At 74.1% G+C, this 11,271-nt stretch carries 8 protein-coding genes; all 8 read right to left on the bottom strand.

Going from position 1 to position 11,271, the window contains the following annotated elements:
• Positions 1-46: 46 nt before the first annotated feature.
• Positions 47-1,474, bottom strand: a complete 1,428-nt coding sequence (murC, locus tag RYN42_RS17505) for a UDP-N-acetylmuramate--L-alanine ligase (RefSeq protein WP_315098088.1) — start codon at positions 1,472-1,474, stop codon at positions 47-49.
• Positions 1,471-2,607 (bottom strand): undecaprenyldiphospho-muramoylpentapeptide beta-N-acetylglucosaminyltransferase, encoded by a 1,137-nt coding sequence (murG, locus tag RYN42_RS17500; protein ID WP_315098087.1) that lies wholly within the window; start codon positions 2,605-2,607, stop codon positions 1,471-1,473. The genes murC and murG overlap by 4 nt, the downstream gene beginning before the upstream one ends.
• On the bottom strand, positions 2,600-3,829 hold the full coding sequence (gene ftsW / locus RYN42_RS17495) for a putative lipid II flippase FtsW (protein ID WP_315098086.1): 1,230 nt from the start codon (positions 3,827-3,829) through the stop codon (positions 2,600-2,602). Before ftsW ends, murG begins: the two co-directional genes overlap by 8 nt.
• 19 nt (positions 3,830-3,848) lie before the next feature.
• Positions 3,849-5,273, bottom strand: coding sequence for a UDP-N-acetylmuramoyl-L-alanine--D-glutamate ligase (gene murD, locus RYN42_RS17490; protein ID WP_315098085.1), 1,425 nt, complete (start codon positions 5,271-5,273; stop codon positions 3,849-3,851).
• A gap of 12 nt (positions 5,274-5,285) precedes the next feature.
• Positions 5,286-6,368: a phospho-N-acetylmuramoyl-pentapeptide-transferase gene (mraY, locus tag RYN42_RS17485; RefSeq protein WP_315098084.1), complete on the bottom strand. Its 1,083-nt coding sequence runs from the start codon at positions 6,366-6,368 to the stop codon at positions 5,286-5,288.
• Positions 6,365-7,816: a UDP-N-acetylmuramoyl-tripeptide--D-alanyl-D-alanine ligase gene (gene murF, locus RYN42_RS17480; RefSeq protein WP_315098083.1), complete on the bottom strand. Its 1,452-nt coding sequence runs from the start codon at positions 7,814-7,816 to the stop codon at positions 6,365-6,367. The genes mraY and murF overlap by 4 nt, the downstream gene beginning before the upstream one ends.
• On the bottom strand, positions 7,813-9,390 hold the full coding sequence (locus RYN42_RS17475) for a UDP-N-acetylmuramoyl-L-alanyl-D-glutamate--2,6-diaminopimelate ligase (protein ID WP_315098082.1): 1,578 nt from the start codon (positions 9,388-9,390) through the stop codon (positions 7,813-7,815). The genes murF and RYN42_RS17475 overlap by 4 nt, the downstream gene beginning before the upstream one ends.
• Positions 9,391-9,439: 49 nt before the next feature.
• Positions 9,440-11,271, bottom strand: a 1,832-nt coding sequence (locus tag RYN42_RS17470) for a penicillin-binding protein 2 (protein WP_315098081.1), incomplete at its 5' end; no start/stop codon positions are given.

Genomic DNA, 11,271 nt, shown 5'->3' with positions numbered 1-11,271 from the left:
GGCCGGCCGGGCGCCGGGTTGCGCGGGCCGACCGGGCGGGACGGGCTCATGCGTCCGGGCGCCCGTCCGCGCGCGCGCCGAGCTCGTCGAGCACGACGGAGGCCAGCAGGGTCACGTCGCCCGCACCCACGGTGAGCACGAGGTCGCCAGGACGAGCCGCCGCGGCGGCCGTCCTCGCGGCCTCGAACCGGTCCGGCACGAAGGTGGCCTTGCCGGGCGTCAGGACGCGATCCACGATCAGTGCGCCCGTGACCTCGGGGTCGGGGTCCTCCCGAGCGGCGTAGACGTCGGTGACGACGACGACGTCCGCGAGGTCGAACGCGGCGCCGAACTCGGCCGCGAACGTGCGGGTGCGCGAGTACAGGTGCGGCTGGAAGAGGACGACGAGGCGGCCCTCGCCGACCACCGAGCGTGCACCGCGCAGCAGCGCGGCGACCTCGGTCGGGTGGTGCGCGTAGTCGTCGACCACGCGCACACCCCCGGCGGTCCCGCGGTCCTCGAAGCGCCGTCCCGTGCCACGGAACGCGGCGAGCCCCTCGGCGGCGTCGGGAACCCCGAGCCGGCGCGCCGCCGTCCACGCGGCCGCGGCGTTCAGGGCGTTGTGCGCGCCCGGCGCGGCGAGCCGGACCGTGGTCGTGGCGTCGTCGGACGTGAGCGTGAACGACCAGCGGTCGGCATCGGCGTGCAGCTCTCCCACGCGGACGTCCGCGGCGGAGGACGTGCCGTACGTGAGCACGGCGACGTCGCGCTGGGCCAGGGTTCCCCGCACCCGTTCGACGAGCCGGGCGGCGCCGGCGTCGTCCGCGCACGCGACCAGCGCACCGCCGGGCCGGATGCGGCCGGCGAAGGCGACGAAGGCGTCCTCGAACGCCTCGGCGGAGCCGTAGTGGTCCAGGTGGTCGGGCTCGACGTTGGTGACGACGGCGACCAGCGGCGCGTACGCCAGGAACGAGCCGTCCGACTCGTCGGCCTCCGCGACGAACGCCGGTCCGGCACCGTCACGCCCGCCGCCGAGCGGACCGGAGGCGGAGAAGACCGTGCCGCCGATGGCGAACGACGGGTCGGCGCCCGCGTGCAGCAGGGCGGTCGCGATCATCGCCGACGTCGTCGTCTTGCCGTGCGCACCGGCCACCGCCACCGCGTCGCGGTCCACCATGAGGGCCGCGAGGGCCTCCGAGCGGTGCAGCACGCGCAGGCCCAGCTCCCGCGCTCGGGCGAGCTCCGGGTTGGTCTCGCGGACGGCCGAGGAGACCACGAGGGTGTCCACGCCGTCGACGAGCGCGGCGTCATGACCCACGTGCACGGCGACGCCCGCCTCGCGCAGGGCAGGCAGGGCGGGACCGTCGGCCGCGTCGGACCCGCTGACCGGCACCCCGCGGGCGGCGAGCAGCGCGGCGATCGCCGACATGCCCGCACCGCCGACGCCGACCAGGTGCACACGACCGAGGTCGGCGGGCCGGAGCTCGGCCGTCATGGCAGCTCCTTCTCGACCAGCCGGGCCACCCGCGCGGCAGCGTCCCGCACGCCGACGCTCGCAGCCGCCCGCCCCATGCGCTCGCGCGTCTCCGCGGCGGCCTCGCCGACCAGCAGGACCGGCAGGTGCGTCCGGATCCACGCGGGGTCGAGGTCGGAGTCGTCGACCAGCAGCCCCCCACCGGCCGCGACGACCGCGGCCGCGTTGAGGCGCTGCTCGCCGTTGCCGACGGGCAGCGGCACGTAGACCGCGGGGATGCCGAGCGCGGCCTGCTCGCACACCGTGCCGGCGCCGGAGCGGCCGACCACGACGTCCGCCACGGCCAGCGCCAGCTGCATCTGGTCCAGGTACTCCCGCACGTGGTACCGGTCTGCCCCGGGGACGTCGACGAGGGCGGCCCGCACGGCGTCGGCCTTGCCCGCACCGGTCAGGTGGAGCACCTGGACGCCCGCGGCGAGCAGGTCGGCCGCGGCGCCCGCGACCGCGGTGTTCACGCTCACCGCGCCGAGCGACCCGCCCGAGACCAGCAGCGTGGGGAGGGCGGTGTCGAGGCCGAGCTCGGCCGCCGCAGCAGCACGCGTGCCCAGGGGGTCGGACGCGCGCTGCTCGACCAGGTGCGCGATCGGTGCGCGCAGCGGCAGGCCGGTCACCTGGGCGCCGCGCAGGGCGGTCCCCGGGAACGTCACCGCGACGGAGCTGGCCCACCGGGCGCCCAGCCGGTTGGCCAGGCCGGGGCGCGCGTTCTGCTCGTGGATGACGACGGGGATGCCCCGGCGCCGGGCGGCCAGGTACGCAGGAGTTGCGACGTAGCCGCCGAAGCCGACCACCACCTGCGCACCGGACTCGTCGATCGCCGCGCCCGCGGCCCGCACGGCGGCCCGCAGGCGCCCGGGCAGCCGGAACCAGTCGAGCGTCGGACGGCGCGGCAGCGGGACGCGCGGGACCACGGCGAGCGGCAGCCCGTGCTCGGGTACCAGCCGGGACTCCAGCCCCTCGGCCGTGCCGAGCACCGTCAGACGGACGTGCGGGTGCCGCCGCAGCAGCTCGTCGGCGACCGCGAGCAACGGGTTGACGTGCCCCGCCGTGCCGCCGCCCGCCAGCAGGACCGAGGGTGTCCGGTGCGTCTCAGCCACGGGCACGCCCGACCACGGCGAGCGACCGGCGGACCACCCCGGGCCGCGCGGCCAGCGCCTGGGCAGCACCCGGTTCCGAGCGCGCGAACGCGATGAGCACGCCGAGCGCCGCCATCGTCATGATGAGCGCCGAGCCGCCGGCCGAGACCAGCGGGAGCGGGATGCCGATGACGGGTGCCAGGCCGATGACGACCGCGACGTTGACCAGCGCCTGGCCGATGATCCAGCACAGGATCGCGCCCGTGGTGATCTGCACGAACGGGTCGGTGTGCCGGCGGATCACCCGGATCATGGCGAACGCCAGCAGGCCGAACAGCCCGAGCACCAGCAGGGTGCCGATGAGCCCGAGCTCCTCGCCGAGGATGGCGAAGATGAAGTCGTTGTGCGCGGCCGGCAGGTAGGACCACTTCTCGCGGCTCTCGCCCAGACCGAGCCCGCCGACGCCGCCGCTGGCCAGGCCCCAGCCCCCGTGCAGGGTCTGGTAGCAGGACGACGCCGTGTCGCACTCGTCGGACAGCCAGCTCGTGATGCGGCCGGTGCGGTTGCCGCTGGTGAGGGTCAGCAGCGCGGTCAGCCCGGCGGCCAGCAGCGCGGCGAACCCGAAGATCCGCATGGGCACCCCGGCCACGAACATCGCCCCGGCGACGAGCATGATCAGGACGAGCGCGGTCCCCAGGTCGTGACCGGCGAGCACCACCAGGATCGCGACGCCTGCCACCGGGACGGCGGGGATCAGCGCGTGCTTCCACTGCCGCAGCAGCGGGAGCTTGCGCGCCAGGACCGCCCCCAGCCAGACGGCGAGCGCCAGCTTGATGGTCTCCGACGGCTGAGCGGAGAACCCCGGCAGGCAGACCCAGTTGCGGTTCCCGCCGGTCCCGCAGCCGAGGCCGGGGACGAAGACCATCAGCTGGAACGCGACGGCGAGACCGAGCGCGGGCCAGGCGATCCTCTGGAAGAACCGCACGGGCATCCGCGACAGCCCGAAGAGGACGGGCAGGCCGATGAGCGCGTACTTGGCCTGGTCCAGGAACACCGCGTAGGGCGAGTTCCCGTCCTCGAGGGACTCCACGCTGGAGCTCGACAGGACCATGACCAGGCCGATGACGAGCAGCAGGGCGGTCGCGCCGATGAGCACGTAGTAGCTGGTGACCGCGCTGTTCCACTGGCCGAGCAACGAGCCGGACGAGGCGCCCCGGGAGTCGTCGGGTGTCGTCGCCGTCATCGCTCCCCCTCCTGGCGCCTCACGCGTCCCCGCCGAGCGCACGCACGGCTGTGGCGAACTGCTCACCCCGCGCGGCGTACGACTCGAACTGGTCCATCGAGGCGCACGCCGGGGCGAGCAGCACCGTGACGGGCTCCGACGCGGCCCGCACGGAAGCGAGCCGCCGGGCCTCGTGCACGGCGCGGGTCATCACCGGCTCAGTCTCACCGGCGTCGACCTCGACCACGGGGACCTCGGGTGCGTGTCGGGCGAGCGCCTCGCGCAGGGGCTGCCGGTCGACGCCGATGAGCACGACCGCGCGCAGCCGGTCCCGGCGCGCGCGCACGAGGTCGTCGAACTGCGCGCCCTTGGCCAGGCCGCCCGCGACCCACACGACGCTGTCCGCGGGGAACGCGCCGAGAGCGGCGGCCGCGGCATGGGCGTTGGTGGCCTTCGAGTCGTCCACGTACGCGACGCCGTCCACCACGGCCACCGTGGCCAACCGGTGCGCCCCGGGCCCGTACGCCCGCAGCCCGTCGCGGACCGCGGCAGGCGCGACGTCGTGCGCGAGCGCGAGCGCGGCAGCCGCGAGGGCGTTCGCGACGACGTGCGGCGGCACGGTCCCGTCCGGCCCCGCGAGGTGCCCGAGGTCGTCCAGGGTGCCCAGCTCGGCCGCGTGCGTGTGACGCAGCCGGGCGAAGCCCCGGTCGACGAGCACGTCCTCCACCAGCCCCACCTGCCCCACCATCGGGGTGCCGAGCGTGAAGCCCACGGCGACGGCGCCGTCCATGACGTCGGCCTCGCGGACCAGCTCCTCGGTCGCCGGGTCGGCCAGGTTGTACACGCAGGCCACCTCCGCGCGCTCGAAGATGCGGCCCTTGTCGGCCGTGTAGGCCTCCAGCGAGCCGTGCCAGTCGAGGTGGTCCGGTGCGAGGTTGAGCACCGCGGCCGCCTGTGCGGACATCGAGTGCGTGAAGTGCAGCTGGAAGCTGGACAGCTCGACCGCCAGGACGTCCAGCGCGGGGTCGGTCGCAGCGAGCACGACGGGGGTGCCCACGTTGCCGACGGCGAGCGCGTTCTCCCCCGCTGCGCGCAGGATCGACTCGAGCATCCCCACCGTGGTGGTCTTGCCGTTGGTGCCGGTCACCGCGAGCCACGGGGCCGGACCACCGCCGGAGACGCGGTCGACGCGCACGTGCCACGCCAGCTCGACCTCGCTCCACACGGGGATCCCACGCTCCAGGGCGGCGGCGAGCAGCGGGTGGTGCGGGGGCAGGCCGGGCGACGCGACGACGAGGTCCGCACGGTCCAGGACGCCGCCCTCGAGCAGCTCCGCCGAGCCGATGACGTCGTCGGCGTGGTCGTCGACGGGCACCACGCGGGCACCGCGGGAGGCCAGCACCTCGGCCGCTGCCCGTCCCGAGACCCCGAGCCCGGCGACGACCACCAGGGCGCCCTCCAGCACGAGACCCGACACCTAGCCGGCCACCCACTCCGCGTAGAAGATGCCGACACCGAGCGCGACGAACAGGCCGGCGATGATCCAGAACCGGATGACGATCGTCACCTCACCCCAGCCCGAGAGCTCGAAGTGGTGGTGCAGCGGTGCCATCTTGAAGACCCGTCTGCGGGTCAGCTTGAAGAAGCCGATCTGGATCACGTCCGACATGACGATGACGACGAACAGGCCGCCGATGATCGCGGCGAGGATCTCGGTGCGGGAGAGGATCGACAGCCCGGCGAGCGCGCCGCCCAGCGCCAGCGAGCCGGTGTCCCCCATGAAGATCTTGGCGGGGCTCGCGTTCCACCACAGGAACCCGAAGCACGCGCCCGTGATGGCGGCCGCGACCACCGCGAGGTCCAGGGGGTCCCGCGTCTCGTAGCAGCGCGGTCCTGCGCTCGCCAGGAACTGGCAGCTCTGGTTGAACTGCCACACGCCGACGATGACGTACGCGCCGAACACGATGAGCGAGACGCCGGTGGCCAGCCCGTCGAGCCCGTCGGTGAGGTTCACCGCGTTGGACCAGGCGGTGATGAGGAAGTTGGCCCAGACGACGAACAGGATGATCCCGAGCGTCACGCCCCAGAACGCCAGGTCCAGCGTGGTGTCGCGGATGAACGAGATGTGCGTGGAGGCCGGCGTCCGGAACTTGTCGTTGGGGAACTGCAGCGCCGCCACCGCGAACGCGACGCCGACGACGCCCTGGCCCACGATCTTCCAGCGCGCGGACAGGCCGAGGCTGCGCTGCCGGGAGATCTTGATGAAGTCGTCGAGGAACCCGACGACGCCGAGACCGGTCATGAGGAACAGGACCAGCACGGCCGACGCGCTGGGCGGGTTGCCGGTGGCGATCAGGCCACCGACCCAGCCGAGCAGCGTGGCGCCGATGATGACGACGCCACCCATCGTCGGCGTCCCGCGCTTGGTGAAGTGCGCGGTCGGACCGTCCTGCCGGATGAACTGGCCGTACTGCTTGTGCACCAGGTACCGGATGAACAGCGGCGTGCCCAGCAGCGCGATGACCATCGCGAGGCCGCCGGAGATGAGGACCGCCCTCATCGGGCAGCCCCCTCGACCAGGGTGTCGCCCAGCTTCCAGAGCCCGGCCCCGTACGACGACTTGACCAGCACCACGTCGCCCGGTCGCAGCTCGCTCTCGAGGAACGCGGTCGCCACGGCGAGGTCGTCCGCGAGGACCACCTCGTCGCCCCAGGAGCCCTCGTGGTTCGCCCCGTCGCGGATGGCCCGCGCGCCGTCGCCGACGACGATCGTCAGGCCGATGTTGAGCCGGACGCAGAGGCGGCCGATGGCGTCGTGCGCCTCGCGCGCGCCGGGTCCGAGCTCGAGCATCTCCCCCAGGACCGCGATCGAGCGGCGGTCGCGGCCGGCCAGCACGGCCAGCGCCTTGAGCGCCGCGCGCATCGAGTCGGGGTTGGCGTTGTAGGAGTCGTCGACGATCGTCACCCCGTCCGGGCGGTCGACGACGTGCATGCGGTGGGGGCTCAGGGCGTCCGCCTGGCTGAGGCCTGCCGCGACCTCGTCCAGGTCCAGCCCGACGGCGAGCGCGGCAGCCGCGGCGCCGAGGGCGTTGTGCACGTGGTGCTCACCGACCAGCCGCAGGGTGACCTGCGCGGTCCGCTCGGCCGCCCCGCGCCGCACGAGCGTGAACGTCGCACGCCCGGAGCGGTCGAGGCGCACGTCGCGGACCCCCACGGTGGCCAGCGGAGCCGCACCGAACGTCACGACCTCGCCGGGTGCCAGCGCCGCCATGGCGGACACGCGGGGGTCGTCGGCGTTGAGCACCGCGACGCCGTCGGACACCAGGCCCTGCACGATCTCGGACTTCGCGACGGCGACGGCGTCGATGCCACCGAAGCCGCCGAGGTGCGCGTGGCCGACGATGAGGACGACCGCGACGTCGGGCGGCGCGATGTCCGTGAGGTAGGTGAGGTGGCCCGGGCCGCTGGCGCCCATCTCGAGCACCAGGAACCGCGTCGACTCGTCCGCCCGCAGCACGGTCAGCGGCAGGCCGATCTCGTTGTTGAAGGAGCGCACCGGCGCGATCGTCGGCCCCACGCTCCCGCAGAGCTGGGCCAGCAGGTCCTTGGTGGTCGTCTTGCCCACCGAGCCGGTGATGCCGACGACCCGCAACCCGCTGCCGCCGGGCTCGAGCGCGGCCTCCCGCAGCCGCTCCAGCACGACGCGCGCCAGGTCCCCGAGCGCCTTCTCGACGTCGACGACCACGACGCTCGGCAGGACCGCCCCGCCCGCGCCGACCACGTCGCGGGCGGCCAGGACGAGCGCGGCTCCCCCGGCGACGGCCACGGCCGCGTAGTCGTGCCCGTCCGCGTGCTCGCCGGGCAGGGCGACGAACAGGCCGCCGGTGACGTCGTCGCGCGAGTCGACGACCACGGGGCCGCTGACGACGAGCGCCGGGTCGGTGGCTGCCGTGCCGCGCAGCACGCCACCGGTCGCGGCCGCGATCTCGGCCGCCGTGAGGGCGATCACGCGTGCTGCTCCTGCCGGCGGGTGCGCGCTGCGAGCAGCACGTCGCGGTCGTTGTACCGGTGGAACACGCCGGCGATCTCCTGTGTGGGCTCGTGCCCCTTGCCCGTGATGATCACGGTGTCCTGCTCGGAGGCGAGGGCGAGGGCGTCGCGGATGGCCTGCGCGCGGCTGGCGGCCTCGTGCACGTCGACCAGGTCCGGCCGCTGACGACGGACCCCGTCGAGGATGGCGGACCGGATGGCCGCCGGCTCCTCGGACCGGGGGTTCTCGTCCGTGACGACGATCACGTCGGCCAGCCGCGCGGCGATCTCGCCCATGATCGGGCGCTTGCCCTGGTCCCGGTCGCCGTCCGAGCCGAACACGATCACCAGCCGACCGGGGGTGATGGGCCGCACGGCCTCGAGGGCCAGGACGAGGGCGTCGGGGGTGTGCGCGTAGTCGACGATGGCGAGCGGGAAGCCGTCGCCACGCTCGATCACCCGCTCCATCCGGCCGGGGATCTCGTGCGCTGCCGCCACGGCCGCGATCGCGGTGTCGAGGTCCACGCCGGCGGCGTGCGCCAGGACGATGGCCAGCGCCGCGTTGGAGACGTTGACCATCCCCGGCAGCGGGCTCGCGGCGACGTGCTGGGTCCCGTCGGGTCCGCGCAGCGTGAAGGTGGACCCGACGCCGTCGAGCCCGATGTCCGCGGCCACCACGGCCCAGTCGGCGTCCGCACCCTCGGGCGCGTCCACGTGCGTGGCCACGGTCTCGACGGGGATCGGCGACTCGGCCGCCAGGCGGCGACCCCAGACGTCGTCGACGACGACGACGCCGCGGCGCGCCTGCCCCGAGGCGAACAACCGTGACTTGTCGCGGAAGTAGCCGTCCATGTCGCCGTGGAAGTCGAGGTGGTCCCGCTGCAGGTTGGTGAACCCGACCACGTCGAACGTCAGCCCGCCCACCCGGCCGAGCGCGAGCGCGTGCGAGGAGACCTCCATCGACAGCGCGGAGGCACCGCGCTCGACGGCGAGCGCGAGGATCGCCTGGAGCGCCGGGGCCTCGACCGTGGTGCGCGGGCTCTCCACGGCGTCCTCGCCGATCCGCAGCTCCACGGTGCCCAGCACGACCGTCGTCGGGTGCGCGGCGCGCAGAGCGGCGTCGAGGAAGTAGGTCGTCGTGGTCTTCCCGTTGGTGCCCGTGACGCCGACCGTGACCAGGCGCTCGGCCGGTGCGCCGTGCGCCCAGGCCGCCACCGGACCGGCGAGCGCCCGGGGGTCGTCCGCGACGAGCACGGGCACGCGTCCGGCCAGTCCGGAGGACTCGAGCACGGCGCTCCCCGCCTCGTCCGTGAGGACGGCCACGGCCCCGGCGTCGACCGCCTGCGCGGCGTAGGTGGCGCCGTGCACCTTGAACCCGGTGACGGCGACGAACACGTCACCGGCCTCGACGTCCCCGCTGGCGAGGCTCACCCCGGTCAGGACGGCGTCCGGGGGCACGGGTGCACCGCGGGTGACCAGGCCGAACGTCGGGACGAGGTCGGCGACCCGGCGGGCCGCGGGATGCGCCGGGCGCATCCGGGCGGGGGTCGTCATGGGGAGAATCTACCCCGCGCGGCACCGCGGGACGCCCGGGACGACGCCGTCACCAGGTCGTCGGGAAGAGCGTCCCGGTCGTCCCGGAGGGGGCGACGCCGAGCTCGCTCAGCGTGTAGGCAGCCACGTCACGGAACACCGGCGCCGCGACGGTGCCGCCGTAGACGGAGGTCTTCGGGTTGTGCAGGATCACGGCGACCGCGATGCGCGGGTCGTCCGCGGGCGCGACGCCGATGAACGACGACGTGATGCCCTGGACACCGCCCACCCAGTTCTGCGCCGTGCCCGTCTTGCCGGCCACCTGGTACCCCGGGATCGCGGCCTGCGAGCCGGTGCCGTCGTCGACCACGCTCTGCATCATCGTGAGCACCGTGTTGGCGGTCTCCGGGGAGACCACCTGCGTCGTGACGGGGGCGTCGGCCGGCGTGTACGTGCCGTCCGGCGACGTCCAGCCCTTGACGATGTGCGGCTGGACGCGGACGCCGCCGTTGGCGATGGTCGCGAAGACCTGCGTGGCCTGGACGGCCGTCACGGACACGGCCTGACCGAAGAGCACCGCGTACTTGTCGCGCCGCTGCCAGCTGTCGACGGGGTGCAGGATGCCCTTCGACTCCCCCGACATCTCGATGCCGGTCTTCGTCCCGAACCCGAACTTGGCCAGGTAGTCGTACCGCGTCTGGACCGGCAGGTTCTGGCCGATCATCACGGTGCCCGTGTTCGAGGACTCCGCCAGGACGCCGGTCGTGGTGAGGCGCAGCACGCCGTGCTCGTGCGAGTCCTTGAACGTCTCCTTGCCGTCGGGCGAGTAGGTGTACGGCACCTCCCACTGCGTCAGCGGGTCGGCGATCTTGTTGTCCAGGATGGCCGCCATCGTGATGACCTTGCCGGTGGACCCGGGCTCGAACACGTCGGACACCGCGCTGGACAGCGAGCCCGAGGCGTCACCGGGGTTGTTGGGGTCCACCGCTCCGGAGTCGGCGATGGCGTAGAGCTCTCCGGTCTTGACGTCCATGACGATGAGCGAGCCGGACGAGGAGCCGGTGGCGGCGACCTGCGCGTCGAGCATCGACTGCGCCTTCCACTGCACGTCGGCGAGCAGGGTGAGCTGCACCGAGTCGCCCTGCGTCGCCGGGGTGTCCTCGGAGTACCCGCCCGGGATCGCCTGCCCCTTGCGCCCCCGCTCGTACGTCTCGCTGCCGGCCGTCCCGGTGAGGCGGTCGTCGAGCGACGCCTCGAGCCCGGCCAGGCCGACGCCGTTGGAGTTGACGAAGCCGATGACGTTGCCGGCCAGGGTGCTGTTCGGGTACACCCGCTCGGCCACCCGGTCGACGTTGACTCCGTTCAGGCCCAGCTTGCGGATCTCGCGCGCGACCTCGGGCAGCACGCCCTTGCGGATGTACACGAACGAGCGGTCGCCGACCAGGGTGCCGCCGAGCTCGGCCGCGTTGAGGTCGAGCAGCGGGGCGAGCACCGCGGCGACGCCGGCGGCCCCGTCCGGGACCGGCGGGTTGGCGGTGCCGCGGTACTGGGCGACCAGCTTCTGGTTCACGGAGATGTCGTAGCGCTCGACGGAGGTGGCCAGCGGCGTGCCGTTGGCGTCGGTGATCTCACCGCGCCCCCCGAGCAGGGTGATCGAGGTCAGCCGCGAGTTGCGTGCCTCCTCGGCGATGACGGCTCCGCGCAGGCCCTGGACATAGACGAGGCGCCCGGCGAAGACGGCGAGCGCCACCACGACGAGGACCGTGAGGAACGCCATGCGGCGTCGCGAGCCCGGCTGGACGGGTGCGGCCGGCGGTCCGCCGACGCGGGTGCGGGCCGGGACGACCACGGTGCGCGGGGACGCGGCTGCGCGCTGACGCGGGACCGCCGCCCCGGCGACGC

Source organism: uncultured Cellulomonas sp. (assembly GCF_963527515.1).
In the GTDB taxonomy this organism is placed as follows: domain Bacteria; phylum Actinomycetota; class Actinomycetes; order Actinomycetales; family Cellulomonadaceae; genus Cellulomonas.
This window is presented reverse-complemented; position numbering and strand designations above follow the sequence as displayed.